The sequence below is a fragment of the Pseudomonas sp. GW821-FHT03E01 genome (assembly GCF_059420765.1).
The window spans coordinates 566,153-584,222 of the sequence record NZ_JBWKUI010000001.1; the positions used below are offsets into that span (position 1 = coordinate 566,153).

General features: G+C 57.4%; 11 protein-coding genes. 8 read left to right on the forward strand and 3 right to left on the reverse strand.

Going from position 1 to position 18,070, the window contains the following annotated elements; translation table 11 throughout:
* Positions 1-180: 180 nt before the first annotated feature.
* Entirely contained in the window at positions 181-5,043 is a 4,863-nt protein-coding gene (locus tag AC07VO_RS02590; RefSeq protein ID WP_310392528.1) for a dermonecrotic toxin domain-containing protein, read from the forward strand.
* Positions 5,044-5,174: 131 nt separating this feature from the next.
* Positions 5,175-6,176: a FecR family protein gene (locus AC07VO_RS02595; protein ID WP_064618132.1), complete on the forward strand. Its 1,002-nt coding sequence runs from the start codon at positions 5,175-5,177 to the stop codon at positions 6,174-6,176.
* A 56-nt stretch (positions 6,177-6,232) separates the two neighbouring features.
* Here AC07VO_RS02595 and pvdQ read toward each other — a convergent pair whose 3' ends face one another.
* A complete protein-coding gene (pvdQ, locus tag AC07VO_RS02600; protein WP_192350643.1) occupies positions 6,233-8,578 on the reverse strand; it encodes a bifunctional acylase PvdQ in 2,346 nt (781 codons plus the stop codon).
* A gap of 235 nt (positions 8,579-8,813) precedes the next feature.
* Between pvdQ and AC07VO_RS02605 the strand changes: the two genes are divergently transcribed.
* Positions 8,814-9,215, forward strand: coding sequence for a hypothetical protein (locus AC07VO_RS02605; RefSeq protein ID WP_018926106.1), 402 nt, complete (start codon positions 8,814-8,816; stop codon positions 9,213-9,215).
* Here the strand turns inward: AC07VO_RS02605 and AC07VO_RS02610 are convergent.
* A complete protein-coding gene (locus AC07VO_RS02610) occupies positions 9,205-9,393 on the reverse strand; it encodes a hypothetical protein (RefSeq protein WP_018926107.1) in 189 nt (62 codons plus the stop codon). The genes AC07VO_RS02605 and AC07VO_RS02610 overlap by 11 nt on opposite strands.
* Before the next feature lie 590 nt (positions 9,394-9,983).
* On the opposite strand from AC07VO_RS02610, the gene AC07VO_RS02615 reads away from it, so the two are divergent.
* Genes AC07VO_RS02615 through AC07VO_RS02635 form a run of 5 tightly spaced genes read left to right on the forward strand, consistent with a single transcriptional unit; the run spans position 9,984 to position 17,070 of the window.
* Positions 9,984-11,225, forward strand: coding sequence for an MdfA family multidrug efflux MFS transporter (locus tag AC07VO_RS02615; RefSeq protein ID WP_086946114.1), 1,242 nt, complete (start codon positions 9,984-9,986; stop codon positions 11,223-11,225).
* Positions 11,226-11,246: 21 nt separating this feature from the next.
* Entirely contained in the window at positions 11,247-12,377 is a 1,131-nt protein-coding gene (locus AC07VO_RS02620; RefSeq protein WP_192350645.1) for a LuxE/PaaK family acyltransferase, read from the forward strand.
* A gap of 1 nt (position 12,378) precedes the next feature.
* Positions 12,379-14,781, forward strand: coding sequence for an aldehyde dehydrogenase family protein (locus tag AC07VO_RS02625; protein ID WP_192350647.1), 2,403 nt, complete (start codon positions 12,379-12,381; stop codon positions 14,779-14,781).
* A gap of 40 nt (positions 14,782-14,821) precedes the next feature.
* Complete coding sequence (locus AC07VO_RS02630; RefSeq protein ID WP_167331179.1) at positions 14,822-16,111, forward strand: phenylacetate--CoA ligase family protein; 1,290 nt, start codon at positions 14,822-14,824, stop codon at positions 16,109-16,111.
* A complete protein-coding gene (locus tag AC07VO_RS02635; protein ID WP_192350651.1) occupies positions 16,111-17,070 on the forward strand; it encodes a GNAT family N-acetyltransferase in 960 nt (319 codons plus the stop codon). Before AC07VO_RS02630 ends, AC07VO_RS02635 begins: the two co-directional genes overlap by 1 nt.
* Here AC07VO_RS02635 and AC07VO_RS02640 read toward each other — a convergent pair.
* Entirely contained in the window at positions 17,059-17,985 is a 927-nt protein-coding gene (locus AC07VO_RS02640) for a LysR family transcriptional regulator (protein WP_064618143.1), read from the reverse strand. The two genes, AC07VO_RS02635 and AC07VO_RS02640, sit on opposite strands and share 12 nt — an antisense overlap.
* Positions 17,986-18,070 lie beyond the last annotated feature (85 nt).

Genomic DNA, 18,070 nt, shown 5'->3' on the forward strand with positions numbered 1-18,070 from the left:
TGCAGGACAACCGAAAAAAGTCGTCGATTAAGCGCTGTTTTACCGGCGTCCTGTCAAGCCTGCGACAAAGGATAAGCTCAAGCAATATGTACCGCACCCGGGCTTTTCATTGGCCCTACTGTTTTCCCTCGAGCCAACGACCTGCGATCGCCATCGATCGCAGCCCATCGAGGAAAAATCATGACTGCTCCAGCACTGCCGTATTTTTTCGACGAGGCAGAACGTGCATCCAATGCCAAACACCCCGGTGATCGCGAGAAAGCGCTGCATCTCACTCTCGACGATTTGAAATGGTTGAGGGGTGGTGTCTATCTCGCCACCCACGAGATTCGCGCAGCCCAAAAGACTCCGATGCAGATAGATCGGGTGATGTTGAAGATGCCCGATGGGACTGATATTCCATTGGCCGGTGCGTTTTGCATGAGTCACCCCAAAGTCGAGGACGATGTCAAAAACGAACACAAGGCCAACGGCGAAGTCATCCTCTACACACCGTGGAAAGGTCTCGTCAAATACGCGGACATGACCGACCTCACCAAGAAACTCGAGGAACTGCTGAGCCAGGACGACGGCAAGCAGGCGCTGTTGCGCTATCTCTCCATCGAACAGCGGGCGACTGCATTGGCTGCCACGGGTTTGACAGTGACGCCGCAAAAAATCGAGGGGGCGGGGTTTCAGGACCAGGAGCAGATCCTCGACCGCAACCAGACGCAGAACATCCAGACGATGCTGGCTGAACTGGTGAAAATTCCGTCGCTGCAATCGATGCTGGACGAGCTGCTCAACATCGCCCTGGCCAAGCGTTTTCCCAAACTGGACCAGCGCCGTACGCAACTGGATAGTTTTATCGACAGCGCTTCTCCCACCTCCAATGGCACCAACCCGGAAAACCGGCGCAAGCTTTCTTCGCTGTCTTTGAGCGATGCCCTGCTGCACCTCTACCTGACCAATCAATGGCCGGATGGCGACATCAGGACCTTCTCCAACCCCGGCCACGGTGTGAGCAGCGACGCTGATAACCAGGCCTGGGAACTCGAGGTAAAAGAGATCGCGCAAAGCTTCACGCCCCATCTGCAGAGTCTGCTCGAAACCTTCTGGAATTCTCCCATGAGCAGCGGGCAGTCCCGTTCCGAATTTTTCGCCGAGGGCATGCGGGATGCCTACCATGTGGATCTTCTGCGAAAACGTCAGCAAGGTATTTTGAACACCACTGAATATCTGGAGTTGATGAGCGTCAGCGGCGCCGCGCCTGCGCCAGCCCTGCCGTTACGGGTCGAGACCGTACGTGTCAGCGCCCTCTACAAACATTACGTAGAGCTCGCATCCACCTTTATGTGCGGTAACTCAGACACCTTGGGCTACCTGTACACCCACTCCTCAGGCATCCAGGCCAGTACCGATCTTGCAGCGATAAAAGACACGATACTGACCATGCTCAAAAGTGAAGGTCACGAGGACAATCTGCTTAATTTCATGTCCCTCGAGGAACGCGGCACCTTCCTGTCGCTTGAGCCACAGGAGCGCCTGATCATTGCTGAACCGATTAGCGGCCAGGTGTTTGAGCGACTCATGGAAGATGTCCGGGCCAAGCAATGGCAGAACCTGACCTACGCCCTGAGCCGGTACCGGGAAAGCGAGGGCACGCTCAATGTGCATGCGTTGCTCGACAATGCGCTGGATGTACGGGGCCTGATCGACAATCGCCTGTTGACCGGCGATGCAAACGGCCGCTGGAGCACCCGGGCCGATCAGCGATGGAGTGCCCGACCGGCCACCGTGCGGGCTGAATCGGCAAAAGAACAACTGGAAAGTCTCTCCACCGTCAAGCAGGCACTCGAGCAACAGCTGGATAAACACCCGTCCATTTCGGTTAAAACGTTAGCGGCGGCACAAACCCTCACCCGTTCGTCCCTTGAGCAACTGCAACCCAAGTTTGTGCATACCCTGACCACCGCATTGCGTAGCGAGCACAAGCTGCTGGGTGTCATCCGCGCGCTTGGGACGACGGAACTGGCGATAATCAAGACGGTGCTTGAGACGCCGGTCCGGCTGCAACGCGCAGCGCTGAACGGTTTTCTGCCGGATGTCTTTTCCCTTGCGCTGAAGGCCGGCGACTCCAGTGACTTGCTCGATCTCGCCAGTTGTTTTGTGCTCACCGAACGCGGCGGCCTGGACCCGACCCACTCCGGCAAGGCGATTTTATGGACCCCCGCCTCGGGATTCGAAGCCTTTTCCGCCCTCACACCGCTGCTGACAGCGTTCAATAAACGTTTGCAGAGCGAGGACGATCGCCCAGCGATTCTGGAGAATATCGAAAGAAGCCAGCGAACATCAGGGCGCACCTTTACCCTCGCGCCATTACAGCTGATTCATGAGAATTTTCTGGATCACGTACAAAAACCATTTGTTCGGCTGGATCAACTGTCCGTCGAACGCGCATTGGCCTCCCCCCTGACCGAACCGGTCCTGAAGAATCTACTGAGCCTGGTGGCATTGCATAAACCGATGACGGGGCTGCGTCGGGCAACAGACCTCGCGCGCTCTCTGACGACACAACAAAAGCTTCCGGCATGGTTGGCCAAAGCGTCCATACAGGATCAGAGACTGCATGCAGAACTGCTTCAGCAATACCGGAGCAATGCCCAAGACGATAAGGATTACCTGAGCGGCGTGCGCTCTCTTGAACGCACGGCACAGTTCGAGTTGAAAGAGTTACTCAAGGCCGATGAATTGACCATTGATCCGGACAACGTCCAGGTGCAGGTTGCCTCGCGCCTGATGTCCACGGCAAAGACGTTAACGCTGTCGGCTTTTGCATTGACTCACTTTGATGAACTGGACAGTGCCGACTTCAAGTTGAAGTCACTCACCTCAGCCGCCATCCCAGCCAAAATGGACAAGCCTTACATCAAGAGCCTGATACGAAAGCTGAATGTCGGTCAGTTCCACAAAAAATTTGTGGAGGCGGCGCTTGCCGAAACCAGCACCACTGCGAAATCCTGCAGGCAGCTGTTCGCCGCACAATTGCCCTGGCAACTGCTGCACTACGCGCATTCGCTAAAACTGCAGGAACGCCTGAGCGAAACCGGGTTCGACCTCGTTCGGCAGGTCATGGACATGCCCGATGCAATCGCCCGCGAGGCCGTCAGCGGTACGAATGCGATAATCCGTCCACTTGAGCTTCTCTTCGGTAAAGACCAGTCGATCAAAGTCCCGGGAATGTATTTGATCGGCCCCAAACAGAACACCCCGGGACCCGAGGTGCTTATCGCACCCTATAGCCCTGAGCATGGCGTGAAGGAATATGAAAACGAAAAGCTGTTGCTGACCGAGCTCAAGTCACAAGGGCCATTACAAAGTTGGGTGCGCAACAGGCTGTCGGACACCGGCCGCACGCATTACGACACCCATGTGACGGGTACGAAAGCGTCCGGCAAGATCAGTCTGGCCTCCAACCCCATCAAGGGCCATCTGTTCAGGCACCTGTTCAACGAAAATATCAAACTCCTCGCGCGACTGTTGGGCACCCAGTCCAACAAAGACGCTCAGGGCGAGTGGGAAACCGTAAAACGTGTACTGGGTGACGATCTGGAACAGGCCTATACGTTCCTGATGGGCAAACTGGCCTACCCGATTGTCGTGTGGCGCAGCTATCGTGAGGTCAAGCAGTCTGCGGAGGAGCTTCAACAACACAAATGGGGCCCGGCGATAACATCCTTTATCAGCGGCATCACGCAACTGGCGATGTTGCGCCAGTCAATGGAAGGCCCGGCAGAGCCCTCTGCAGCGGCCAGCGAGGCTTCCCCCTCCCCAGCCAGTGCCAGCCTTAAATGGCAGGACATCGCCACTACCGATCCCGCACGCACCGGTTTGCAGAACCACGAGCACGTTGATGTCAACCTTGGCTCAATGACCCGGGACACCGCCCTTGGGCTCTACACGCACCCGACCACACAGAAAAAATACGGTGCGGTTGAAGGAAAGGTCTATCAACTCGAAAAACGTGGCCTGCGCTGGCGCATCAGCGGTCCGGACGGAAGCGGCCCCCATGTTGCTCGAAACGCTTCAAAGCAGTGGGTGCGGGAACCGGATGAGCTGGTTCGTCAGTACAGCCTGATCAAGAGGTTGAAAACGTGGAACGCTGTCCGTGGCGGGATGAACGTCGAAGCCAACGGAATGGCTCAAATACGCCGGCTCTTCCCTGTGCGGGCGCGGCTGATCGACGAAGGCCTTGACTTCGCAACCACCTATGCGTGGAACGGTTTTCGTAACTTGCAACTGTTGAAAAATTCAGGCGACACAGAGACACCGGTTCATCAGCTCGTCAGGAGGTTTCTTGATGTGTCGGAGATATCGCCCGAGCATGTGACGATGATCCAGAAGGTCGTAGAGGACATCCTCGGTGCCTTGTTGGATCCGACCCTCAGGAACGAGCAGTCGGAACGCTTCGTCACCGGGAGAGCTCATCCCGGTGACCGGGACCATATGTTTGCCTTCACGATCCCTACCGATCAACAGAAAAAAATCTACCTGGCAGAGAAGTATTTTATGCCTTACATGGATCACTACCGTAATTACATGACCGATGCCGCGTTCCCGATCCGTGCCCACGCCCGCGCAACGACGTTGATCCACGAGCTGTCGCATGTGATTTGTGACACGGAGGATATTGCTTATATGGATGCAAGCAGACCGTTTGTCGACCTGATTGATACCACTACGCCCCGTGGCAACCATTTGAGCAAGGCGCTGACACAGCTTCAGAAGGAAGCACTTTCAATCCATACCCCCTTATCCGAACTGTTCGCCGTTTTGAATGACGATACAAATGTATGGGAAGATTTTGGTCAAACCTTCTACGAGGAAACCAACCGTACACGTGACCGGATTTTGAGTTTGACCGGAAAAAAAAACCTGGCCGAAGCCCGCACGCATTTCAAAAAGGATGCGACGACAAGACTGGCTGTCCAGCTGGCCAATGCTGACTCTGTCGCTTGGCTTATCTCTCATTTGGGACGTCAACTTCACGTCGACCCCCCCTGAAACGCGGTCACCAGGCACTGGCGCAATGTCAGTGCCCTGAAAATAACTTCGACTTTGATGGGGAAATGCCATGACGATTGTTCTCGCAGGCTTCCCCTCAAGGTTAGAATGCAGGAAATCAGGATGAGTCAATGACCGACCACTCTCTCTCGCAAGCCCAATACGACGCCATCACCGATGCCGCTGCGCACTGGTGCATGCGTCTGCACGCCAGCGACTGCACGGCAGAGGAACGCCTGGCGTTCGAGCAATGGCGTGATGCCCATCCGCTGCACGCCTTCGAGTACGAAGCCATGCTGGATATCTGGGATGTTGCGGGGGATTTGCCTCGTCCCGAATCCGCTGCGCCGGTTGTTCGGGTCAAACCGACAACACCCTGGCGCACTTTCGGCATCGCAGCCGCGATCTGCGCCCTGGCGCTGCCACTGGCCGCGTATACCGGATGGAACCTGGGGTGGCTGCCCAATGCCTACCAGCATTTCGAGGCGACCGATAGTGTTCGTCAGGTCACGCTGGGTGACGGCAGCCAGGTGGAGCTGAACCTGGGCAGTGAACTGATGTTCAGCAACTACAAGGATCAACGTCGTGTCACGCTGAAAAAAGGCGAAGCCTTCTTCAGCGTCAGCCACGACCTGCAGCACCCGTTCATTGTCAGGGCGGGCGACGGCAGGATTCGCGTCACCGGCACCCAATTCAATGTCTGGATGTATGAAGACCAGGTACGCGTGAACCTGATCGAGGGTTCCGTGCTGGTGACCAGCAACGATGCCCTGCCCGGCGACGGTCTACGCCTGGAACCTGCGATGCAGGCACGTTACAGGCACGGCGACTTCACGCCACAAATCAGCCAGACCTATGCCAACGACCAGTCGCTGGCCTGGCGCAGCGGCAAACTGGTGCTTGATAATCTGGCGCTGACCGATGCCCTGCCCTTGATCAATCGTTATCTGAACAAACCGGTGATGCTCGCGGACCACAGCGCTGGTTCGATTCGCCTCGGCGGTATCTACAACATCAAAGAGCTCAATAACCTGGTGGCTTCGCTGCCCAAGGTGCTGCCGGTCTACCTGACCCGCAACCAGGACGGCAATCCGGTCCTCAACTCAATGCCTCAACAAGCCCCAAAAAGCTGAAGGCCGCGACCCTTGCGGGGTACGGCCTTCACCTTTTCATTTAAACGCTATCGCTGTTACTGCGCGGCGATCTTCCCCACCTTTTCATCCTGCTCGCGGATCGTCTGAGCCTGATACTGCGGATCAGCCGTGATCTGCTGCTCGGTGAACGGCAACACACTCAACTGTTTGTTCGAAAAGGCCTGTGTCTGGTCCCGGGAATACTTCGACGCCGGGTCACTGGACAACGAAAACGCCAGCAAACCCTGAGCCTGCGGCCCCTTGTCATCGAACGTCACCACCTGCAAATAGCTGGTGCCACTGACGACTTCACGTTTGCCGTCGGTTCTCGGCACGCTTTGAATGGCGTTATACACCCCCAGCGTGCCCGGCCCGCCGTGGATCGGCGTTTGCTGCCCGCCACTGCTGGCCACCTGGATATCGCCCCAGCGGCTGTCGGCCTTCAGGCCAAGGGTCTCGACCTTTTCTACCGAAGCCAGCATCGCCGCCCGAACCGCTTTGGCGACTTCCGGCCGTTCGGTGGCCAGGCCACTCGGGGTGTGTTGCGGATCCTTCGGATCGAACGCCACACGCCAGAAGTCAGGGGTTTGCTGCAACGCCAGCATGACGTTCTGAAAATGCAAAAAGCCCAGCCCACTGTCCAGATTCACTCGGTGATCCCAAGCCTTGAGACTGGCACACAAGGGCGTCAGCGTCGGCGCATCGGTGCCGAGGTCCGCGGCACAGAATTGCAGCAGGTCCGGCATCACCAGGGCCGCCTGATACACCTGATCGTCCATCACCATGTGTTGCAGATCCGCCGCCGCGATAGGACCCGCCTTGTTCAAAAAGCTCAGGCGCTCCAGGGCGAAGCGCGAACGCAGCCCCAATGGCTGGCTGTCCTGACTGATCAATGGCGAGAAACCGGTGAGCGGTTGTGCCGGGTTGGCCATCCAGGCCGAATCGTTGGAATGCTGCACAAAATCCTTGCGCAGCAGTTGCGGCAATTTGTCTGCGGCATAAATGCCTTTTTGCGCGGCGTGCGGGTCGACGTCCCAGGCACAAGCACTGTTGGAGCCGTCGAGCAGGATCATCTGTAACCCCGCTCGCGGGTCGCTGCACTTGGCCAACTTCTCGGCACTGACGTTCGGCACCACTGACAGGTTCATGTAAAGCGTCTGCCCCTGATCGTCCACTGCCAGGGTGTTGACCCACGGGATCCCCTGAATCTTGTGCACCGAGGCCTGTAAATCCTTGACGCTGGCGGCACGATTCATCGCGTACCACTGCTGCAAGACCCGGTCGTTATCCAGGTTGGCATCACGCAGGCTGTAGGCAAACTGATTGTTCCAGTCCAGTTTTCCAGGCCATTGCACAATCGGCCCGAACGCCGAGCTATAGACCACATGGGAAATCTGCCGGGTCTGGCCATCGGGTTGCTTCACGCTGACTGTCAGCGTCTGCTTTTTCATTGGCAAAGACTTGCCATCGAGCAGGTAGCGGGTCGGCTCCTTCGGATCGAGTTGCAGGCGATACAAGGTGAAGTGTTTGGACGAGTCTACGGTGTGGGTCCATGCCAGATGCTGGTTGAACCCGATGTTGATCATCGGCAGACCGGGCAACGCGGCGCCCATCACATCCAGTTTGCCGGGAATGGTCAGGTGCATCTGATAGAAACGCATCCCGCCCACCCAAGGAAAATGCGGGTTGGCCAGCAGCATTCCGCGACCGTTGAACGAACGCTCGCTGCCAACCGCCACGGCATTGCTGCCGCGATCCAGAGCAAAGCGTTGCATGCGTGAAGTCGCCAACTGGAACGACGCCGGGTCGCCTGCCGCATGAGCGACGGCTTTAGGCGGAGTCGCGCCGGCCAGTGCTTCGGCAAACTGGCCCACGCCGCCTTCGACCAACAATCGACGAGTCAACTTGACCAGGTCCTGGGCGGTAATTGCGCGCACCCATTCGCCCTGGCATTGCTGCGGTAAACCCTGCGCTCGACGCTCTGTCAGCGAACGGTTGTAACCCGCCACATAGCCTTCAATGAGCTCACGGACTTCAGGAGTTTGCGCCTGCCAGAAACCGGCGACAGCCTCGGGGGTGTTCAGCCAGTTGAAAAACAGATCGCTGGCCAGGTTACCGCGCTCCTCGAGCGTCACCTGCTCCGGGCCAAAATACTGCGAACGCTCGCCATTGACGGTGACGATCTCATTGGCCAGCAAGCACAAGTTGTCTTGGGCGTAGGCATAACCAATGCCATAGCCGAGCCCGCGCTCGTTTTCGGCGCGGATATGCGGTACGCCGAAACTGGTTCGACGGATGTCGGCCGTCGCCTGCTCTGGCTGACTGCGCGCGTTTGCCCCAAGGCTCAGCCCCAGAAACACACCCGCCAGGCTCAACCTGGTTAACTGCCTGGAAATAATCACGCTCGCTCCTGATCGAAAAGACGTATGACACGCAATGCGCCTTCCAGAAAAACGAAGCGAACACCAAAAAAATTAGGTCTTCGAGGGCATCCCCAAATGCCCTTCTCACAGAGCGCTGACGTCGCGGCGACAAATTTTCTACATGCAGGTCTTCATTATTTCCCGGCTCGTTCGTCTTATTGATCAAGAGCACCCATCACATTTTCATGATCAGGCTCTGGAAAGGAGTTTTTGCATGTACAACCCGCAACTGCCAACGGATGGTAGCCATGCATCAAAGGGCAGCGCCATGAGCTCCGGTGCTTGCAATCAACAGACCGAACGCCAGGGCAACGAACGGATCAGGTTTTTGCTCAAGTGCTTTGGCCTGCGGACCAGCCTGATTCGCCTGAAAGTCATCGACGCCTTGCTAAGCGCCGCCGAAGGCGACCGCAGCCTGGGTGTGCGCGGTGTGCACAGTCATTTGCTGGACCTGGACATTCCCCTGTCCTTTCTCAGTGTCCGCGAAGTGTTGAAACGCCTGTGCAGCGAAGGCGTTATCACGCTCAATCCAGACAAAAGCTACAGCCTGCATCCACAGGCTGTCGCCGTCCTTCATGGCGAGCAATCAGGCCAGCAGGCGTCGCTCAAGGCTTGACCTTGCGACGCATCACGCCATTGATCACCACCACGACCACCGCCACGCCAATGGCGATGTACTGGAACAGCTTCTCGCTGATGAACCCTGCGTTCTGCAGCCAGGAAAGGCCGAACATGATCCCCAGTACCACCAGGGAAATCAGAATCGAGTATTTCAAACGTTGCGACTGGGTCATTACGGGTTCCTGAACCAAAAAAATGTATCCGGTTTGTATCCGATTGCATACCAAACCCCTACAGTTCTGCGCGAATGCGGGGCTGCAAACGGGGTCTCATGTTACAGCCGATGAAGAGTTTTGACTTCATTGCGGCGATAACCATGAGGATTTTTAAAATGTTCCGTCGAATCACAAAGCTGATTCCACTGCTCGCCCTCCTGACCCTGAGTGGCTGCATCATTTTTCCTACGGCTGGCATGGCGGCCACCATTACGACCGTGACGGACACGGCTACTACCAGCGTCGATAACGTTAAACTGCTTTCTTGACCAGTGAATAACTTACCATTCACTCACAAGACGAAGAAATCACCCCTACATGTCGCGTACAAATGCCTGCTCTATAGCGGGCATTTTTGTGTAGGACTATTCTTATTTCTCTGTAATTTTATTTACAAAACCCCACTCCTCTTTCCCCTGAACTTCCAGCCAGACACATAACGAAAAGTATTGAAACTCTTAGCCTCACATAAGCACATGTAATTATTCATGAGCCATGGTTACTCTTGCTCTGCTGCCTTATCCAACTCCAGCACCAACGGGAACGCCATGCGCAAACCTTTGATAGATATAAGTCCGCCTCGATTATTCGGTTTTTGTCTTGCAATCACTCTTTTCGAACTGCTGACTTATATGGCCAGCGATATGATTATGCCGGCCATGTTGACCGTCACCCATCAACTGGATGCCAGTACGAGTCACGTTCCATATGCCTTCAATCTTTACTTGATTGGCGGCGTTCTTCTGCAGTGGCTTATCGGACCATTGTCCGATCACTTCGGTCGTCGCAGGCTGTTGCTCATCGGTTGTGCGGTGTTCGCCCTGGCCTGTGCCGTGGCGTTCTACGTGCAGAGCATTCTTGCCTTCAACGGCTTGCGCCTGATTCAGGGCATCGGATTGGGATTTGTCATTGCAGTCAGTTATCCAGCCCTGCAAGAAGTCTTCTGCGAAGCCGACGCGGTAAAAATCATGGCGTTGCTGGGGAACGTTGCGCTGCTCTCCCCGCTGCTCGGCCCCCTGCTCGGCAGCCTGGCGCTGGAATGGCTTTCCTGGCGGGAGCTGTTTTTAGTGTTGGGTGTCGGCGGCGCGACGGTCTGGCTCGGGCTTTACCTGTTCATGCCGGAAACCGTGGGCACCGCGCGCCAGGACGGTCAACAATTGGCCGCAGTGCCCTTTGAATGGAACGGCACCGTGCGCCGATACGCCGCGTTGCTCACCAACACACAATTCCTGAGCGCTACCGTCGCCCTGGGACTAATGAGCCTGCCGTTGATTGCCTGGATCGGCTTGGCGCCAATCTTGCTGATCCAGAGCCAGGGACTTTCTCCTCTGCAGTATGGCCTGTGGCAAATCCCGGTATTTGCGGCCGTCATTTTCGGCAATCTGATACTCAACCGATTGATTGCCAACACTGAACTGCCTCAACTGATTCGATATGCGCTCTGGCCATTTTGCGGCGGGCTCATTGCATTGATCACCATAACGTTCACCGGTGCTTCAACGGTGCTGTTGGTCAGTTGCCTATCGCTTTACGCCATCGGTCTCGGCATGAGCAATGCCGCGCTGTACCGGCTCGCCCTGTTCTCCAGCGACGACAGCAAAGGCCTGGTCTCGGCCATGATCGGCATGATCTCCATTGCCGTCATGGGTGGCGGCGGCTCAATTATCGCCGCACTGGGTGCCGGTGACAGCCTTGAAGCCTTCGCCCTGATGGCCGGCCTCACGGGACTCTTGTGCCTGGCGCCCTTACGACTGTTTCTGCGTCGCTCTCATATCACGCTTGCCGTCTGATACCACCCCATAGGTCTTTTGATGATCCATCCACCCCACGCCGATGCGCTTTGCGCGTTAACGCAACCCTATTGCCTGGAATCCATGCCAGAAGGTCTGTTCGATCAGGCAATGGGTGAAATCAGCCTGTTTCATTGTCATCACACGCCCGGATATGAACGCTGGCTGAACGCCAATGGCCTTGATGCCCGCACTCTCGAGACGCTGGATGACTGGTCAAGGTTGCCGCCGATTTTCGCCAATTACTTCAAACGTCATCTGCTGATCAGTCCCACAGGCGAAGGCGCGCTGGAGATGACCTCATCCGGCACCAGCGGTCAGAAGAGTCGCATGCGCTACGACCATCGCAGCATGGTCGCCGCCCAAGGCATGGTGAGCCACATTTTCCGGCACTACGGCTGGGACACCCCGGACAGCCCCTGCAATTATTTGCTTCTGAGCTACGAACCCGAGGCGGTCATTACCCTGGGCACGGCCTATACCGATCAATTTCTGTGTAGCTATGCCCCCGTCAACCGAGCCGCTTACGGCTTGCGCCTGACCGGCAAAGGCCACGAGTTCGACCTCTTCGGTGTCATTCGCGCCCTGCAGGAGTTTGCCGAGGAAGGATTGCCCGTTCGCATTCTCGGTTTTCCGGCGTTCCTTTCCCATGCACTGCAGCACATGGAGGACACAGGCGTGGCCGACTTGCAGTTGCCTGCCCAGTCACTGGTGTTGCTGGGGGGCGGCTGGAAAACCCAGGCGGCACAGGAGACTCCCCTGCATCAGTTGTATGCCCGCATCAACCGGCAATTGGGTATCGACCTGTCCCGCTGCCGGGACGGCTACGGCGCCGTAGAGCATGCCGTGCCCTATATCCAGTGTGCCCACCATCATTTTCATGTACCGATTTACTCGAAGGTTTTCGTGCGCAACCCATCCGATTTCACTGTCCAGCCCTACGGCCAGCGCGGTTTGCTGGAATTCGTCTCCCCCTACATTTCCTCAAGCCCTGCTCATGCTGTGGTCATGGGAGATCTGGCAACGTTGCACCCCGGCGCCAGTTGCGGATGCGGCCTGACGACCGATTGGTTCGAGCTGCATGGACGTGCCGGCACCAGCGCCAGTCGTAGCTGTGCCATGGCCGCTTCAGAACTGATCGGGGGAGCTTGATATGTACCTGATCAATGGCCAACTGCGCGACGACATCTCTGCCCAAAGCGCCCTCGACCTCCTTCAGCAACCGCTGCCCCGGCTGCTGGCTACGCCGATCGACAGCGATATCGTGATCGAGTCCGCCGCTTGCTTTGCCACGCAGTTGCAAGCTCGCAGCCTGGATCTGCCCCTGGACGACGACCAATGTCAGGGGCTTATCGACTTCTGCCAGCGCAGCAACCTGAGCACCAAGCTTGAACGGGAATTGGGCCCGCAACCGCGTTCACTGCGGCGTATCGACTACCGCCAGCCAAGCTTCGAAAGCTGGCATCCATTGGGGCTGGTGGTGCATATCACCCCGGGCAATGCGCCGATGCTGGCGTTTTGCGCGATCCTCGAAAGCCTGCTGGCCGGCAACATCAACTGGCTGCGCCCCAGCTCCAGCGATCAGGGTTTGACCGCACAATTGCTCGCCGCCCTTTTGCGTTGCGACACCAGTGGCAGACTGGCCGAATTCGTAGCGGTTCTGCCGGTGGACACCTCCTATATCGCTCAACTCTGCGCCAAGGCCGATGGGGTATCCGCCTGGGGCGCAGAAGTGGCGCTTAAATCGATCCGCCAGCAGATCCCGTCCGGCTGTCGCTGGATCGATTGGGGACACAAGATCAGCTTCGCCTACCTGTCACCTGATGCGGCGTCGCCTTCGGCGCTCGATGCCCTGGCGGATGAAGTCTGTCGACTGGATCAACAAGCGTGTTCCAGTCCTCAATGGGTGCTGGTGGACAGCAACGATCCGGCCGTCCTGCAGAACCTCGGAGATCGACTGGCCGAAGCCTTCAACCGTCGCGCCCCACACTGGCCGGCATTAACGCCGACAGATCAGGAAGCATCGGAAATCACCACCCGCACCGCCATGGCACGGCTCGATCAGTGCTTTGCCAATCAGACCGGCCAAGTGTGGACTGGCCTCGGATGGCGCGTCATCTGGGAGCACCATCAAAAGCTCGCGCCGTCACCGCTGTTTCGTACGATTGTGCTCAAACCGGTTCCTCAGTATCTGCTCGCCGAGACGCTGCAGCCCTGGCGCAACTTCCTGCAAAGCTGCGCGTTGATGTCCCCCTCGGCAAAAACGCCTGAGCTCGTTCGAACATTGGTCAATGCCGGCGTCAGTCGCATTGCACCTTGCGAATCGATCCATGACGGATACACCGGCGAGCCCCACGATGGCGTCTACGCGCTGTCGCGTCTGAGTCGCCGCCTCTCGGTGAGTTTGCCCCAGCATGTCTTAACAGGTCGTGCAACGCTCGACCCAGTTCCGCCCGCCCCCGACACATCCCGTGACCCGATCATGGACAAGGACACTTTTATGGCCCAGCCGATCGGGTCCGCAGCACAGCTGTACTTCCGCTCCGGCGGTAGCAGCGGGACCCCGGCGCTGGCTGGCTTCAGCTATCAAGACTTTCATCGACAAATGCGCGCCTCGGCCGACGGCATGTTCTGCGTCGGGCTCGATCCGTCACTGGACCGGGTGATGAACCTGTTCTACGGCGGCAACCTTTATGGTGGTTTTTTCAGTTGTTCCAACATTCTTGAACGGATGGGGGTTGTGCATTTGCCCATGGGGGCTCCCCAGGACGATGACTTCAGCGAAATCGCCCGACTGATCGTGGAGCAGCGTGTCACCGTGCTGATCGGCATGCCCAGCACGTTGCATCGGCTGTTTCTCAAAGAGCAGGCCCGACTTCGCGCTTATGCCGGTATCGGCAAAGTATTCCTTGGCGGCGAACATCCGGGAGAAGCCAGTCGGCGCCTGATGGAAAGCTGTGGGGTGTCGACGATTCGCTCCGCCATGTATGGCTCCGTCGATGCAGGCCCCCTGGGGCATGCCTGCCGGGCAACGGCGGACGGCGTATTCCACTTGATGAGCGAAATCCAGCATCTGGAAATCGTCCAGCTCGAACAGGATGCGCCGGTACAAGCCAATGAGATCGGCCGCCTGCTGTTTACGTCACGCGCCCGGCAGGGTCAGCACGTGCGCCGATATGACATCGGCGACACCGGCCGCTGGATACCCGGAACCTGCCCTTGCGGACTGGAGACGCCGCGATTCGAACTGCTGCAGCGACACGACAAACTGGTGCGCATTGGCACGGAGTTCATTTCGCCCGCGGCGCTGGAACTCAGTGTGGGATCCCCCATTCAAGTGGTCCTGGACCACACCGCCAACGGGGTCGAACGCATGTACGTTCTCGCGGATGCAGACGCCGAGTGGGTACACGAAAAACTGCTGACCCACGAAGCCTTGGCGAATGCGGTGCGCGCTGAACTTTTAATTGTGGAGGTGACAACATGCGTTGAACAAGCATTCACCCGAAACAAACACAGTGGCAAAACCCCCTTAGTTATCGATCAACGAAAATAAGAGAAGTCGACGCAAGACGCCCACTATAAAAGAGAATCCCGTGAAGCCAACTTATTCGCTTGAACAACTTGTACCTTATATAAGACAACACTCCAACTTCTACCATAAACATCTGGAACACTTGCCCGAGAACGGGCTTACTTTAAAAGATCTGCCATTAACCCATGTGGCCGACTATTGGTCCGGTAGCAACGACTTGAGTCATTGGTCAGTCCTGACCGGAGATGTCGATGATGCACTGGTATTAAAAACCGGAGGCTCGACCAGCCAAGGCAAACTTGCGGTTTACTCCTACGAGGAATGGCAAGCCTTGGTCAGCACGTTCGGCGCCAGCCTCTCAGCTCAACTGAACAATGGCGACCGGGTTGCCAACCTGTTTTTTTCAGGGGATCTCTACGCCAGCTTTCTGTTCGTCCACGACTCCCTGGCCTATGTCGAGCGATCCATCTGCGAATTTCCGTTCACCGGAAACGTCGAGCCGGACGTATTGGCGGATGCCATAGAGCGGCATCGGATCAACGTTCTGGCCGGCGTACCGGCACAACTGCTGCAATTCTGCGCCTACCTGGCGCAGCATCGGCGTGTGTTGTACGGGGTTGAGACGCTGTTATATGCCGGCGAAAGCCTGTTTGCTCCGCAGTTGGCAATCCTTGGGGAAATGTTCCCCAATGCCCGTATCGCCTCGATCGGCTACGCCAGCGTAGACGCCGGGCTGATAGGCGCCAGCGATCGCGACTGCGCATTGGGCGAGCATCGGGTGTTCGATCAACAAACCCTGCTGGAAATCGTCGACGAACACACCGGTGAAGTGATTGAAGAGTGCGATCGCACCGGGTTGTTGGTACTGACCAACCTGACACGCCGGCTTATGCCGCTGCTGCGCTACCCAGTGGGCGACCGTGCCTGTTGGCGTGAGCCGGCCGCAACCCCGAGGCGTAAATTCGCGCTCAAAGGGCGCAGTGCCCACAGTCAACGAGTACGAGTCGGTGTGTTGTCGCTGTTCACTGAAGAAATACACGAGATCGTCCAGCGTGTAGCGCACAGCGAACAATGGCAATTGCTGATCGAGCAGACCGGCCCCAAGGATCTGCTGAGCGTGAAGTGGGTGCCCGAACCTCAGTTACAAGCCGTCGAACCGGTGCTCCGCGAATTGCGTGAAGCGCTGCTCGCCCACTACCCCGCCATCGACGACCTGAGCCGCGAGGGTCTGCTGGAGTTTCGAGTACTGCCTTGCGCAACCACAGACCTGAAACTCCACCCTCGCTCGGGCAAACAACTGCGGGTGCTGGATTTGCGAGTGTATGACGTTCCCTTGCAGGAGTTCGTGTGATGACCCCGTTGATAATTCGCGCCTACCGCCCTTCCGATGCAAACGCAGTGAGTCGATTGTTTCAAGAAGTCTACGGCGATCATTACGCTCAGCCGGATGTTTACCTGCCGAACATGATCAATCAGCACAATGCCGAGGGTCACTGGCAATCAATGCTGGCTGTGGATGACACAGCCGTCCTCGGTCATGCCGCGTTGCGACGCGACACACCTTCGAATACCGCGGAACTGGCCCTCACCGTGGTACATCCCGCCGCGCAGGGGCAGGACATCGCCACTCGTCTGGGCCGCGAACTGCTGAGACAGGCAGGTTCTCTGGGGCTTAAAAGCGCCTCGATCATGCAAGTGACCCACCATCCCTACACGCAACGCATCGCAAAAAAACTCGGTTTCCACAACACTGGACTGCTTCCCGACTACGTCCCCTCGCCATTTGGCGAACCACTTCCGGAAACCATGGTGATGTGTTGCCACATGATCGAAGGACACACACGACCACTCCCCGATATCCAATGGCCCGAAAGCTGCCGGGCGCTTATGCAGCACCTGTGCTCGGTGTTCGGAACCCACCAGGACACTCCGCGCCTCGCCACGTCCTTGCAAATTGAACAACATCAGCATCGGGTCGACATTATCATTCAGCATTTGAACGATGATTTACTTGAGCAACTCCGGCAACTGCCCGGGCACTGGGTGATCTCGGCACGGCTCGAACTGTCCCGGCACTTCGCCTGGGACTTGTGCAGTTTTTCGGCGCTGGGCTTCGCCTTTACCGGCTTGATGCCTACGTCAGGTGACAATGGCTGGTTCGCCCTGTTTCATCGGGGCGTGCAGGTTCGATCCCTCGATCTGGGCTGCGTATACATGCAACAGTTGCATGACGATTTGCAGCAGAACGCGAGCGCCACGAGAAGCCAGCGCTGCGCCGATGCATCCATTGGAGCCCGCTCAGCCGCGTGAGGGTTTCCTGTAAAAGTCATTACCCGGCTGAGCGCAAAGTTCCACCAGCCAGTCGACAAATACCCTAACCCGCCGGGATAACTGGCGGTGAGGAGGATAGAGCGCCGTCAGCGGCATACCCGGTGGCGGCACATCCCTCAGGACCTCGATCAAACGTCCCTCCTTCAATTGACGGGCAACGTGATAATACGGAGCCTGGACCAAGCCATATCCCGCCTCACACGCCGCCAGATAGCCATCGGAGCTGTTGACCGCGACGTGCTTGGGCAGGTCGATCAACCGCAACTGCCCATCGACGACAAACTCCAGTCCGTAGCGTTTGCCCGTGCTATTGGAAAAGTACTCCACCATCCGATGCCCCTTCAGATCCTCCAGACACCGCGGAGTCCCGCAACGTTGCAAGTATTCGGGACTCGCACACGTGACCTGATCCAGTGTGGCCAGCGGTCGCGCCACCAGTGATTCGTCCAGGGCCGAGCCGCCCCGCAACACGCAATCGACACCTTCGCGGATCAGATCCACAGTCCGGTCATTCAAACCGATTTCCAGCTCGATCAAGGGATAGCGTGCAGTGAATTGCGGCAATGCCGGGATCACCATCAAACGCCCCACTCCCGCCGGCATATCCACTCGCAACAGGCCTTTGGGGTTGTGGCGAGCAGCGGAAAACACGGCTTCGGTTTCCTCCAGATCCGCCAGCAACCGCACGCAACGCGGGTAATAGGCTGCGCCATCGAGCGTCAGGCTGATTTGCCGGGTGGTGCGTTGCAGCAGTTGCACGCCCAGGTGGGCCTCAAGTTGCTTGATCAGAATGGTCACGGAGGCACGCGGTAATTGCAGGCTGTCCGCCGCCTTGGCGAAGCCGCCCAGTTCGACGATTCGCGTGAATACACGCATGGCGTTTAAACGATCCATGGTCAGGACTCGATGATTATTTAGAAATTACGAACAGTGATAGCACTTTTAGCCGGTTTATCTTCGTTCTGTCGAGATCGACACT

Excerpts from the sequence above, each read along its gene's own strand:
- AC07VO_RS02590 (WP_310392528.1), top strand. The coding sequence starts at position 181 with ATGACTGCTCCAGCACTGCCGTATTTTTTCGACGAGGCAGAACGTGCA.
- AC07VO_RS02595 (WP_064618132.1), top strand. The coding sequence starts at position 5,175 with ATGACCGACCACTCTCTCTCGCAAGCCCAATACGACGCCATCACCGAT.
- AC07VO_RS02605 (WP_018926106.1), top strand. The coding sequence starts at position 8,814 with ATGTACAACCCGCAACTGCCAACGGATGGTAGCCATGCATCAAAGGGC.
- AC07VO_RS02610 (WP_018926107.1), bottom strand. The coding sequence starts at position 9,393 with ATGACCCAGTCGCAACGTTTGAAATACTCGATTCTGATTTCCCTGGTG.
- AC07VO_RS02615 (WP_086946114.1), top strand. The coding sequence starts at position 9,984 with ATGCGCAAACCTTTGATAGATATAAGTCCGCCTCGATTATTCGGTTTT.
- AC07VO_RS02620 (WP_192350645.1), top strand. The coding sequence starts at position 11,247 with ATGATCCATCCACCCCACGCCGATGCGCTTTGCGCGTTAACGCAACCC.
- AC07VO_RS02625 (WP_192350647.1), top strand. The coding sequence starts at position 12,379 with ATGTACCTGATCAATGGCCAACTGCGCGACGACATCTCTGCCCAAAGC.
- AC07VO_RS02635 (WP_192350651.1), top strand. The coding sequence starts at position 16,111 with ATGACCCCGTTGATAATTCGCGCCTACCGCCCTTCCGATGCAAACGCA.
- AC07VO_RS02640 (WP_064618143.1), bottom strand. The coding sequence starts at position 17,985 with ATGGATCGTTTAAACGCCATGCGTGTATTCACGCGAATCGTCGAACTG.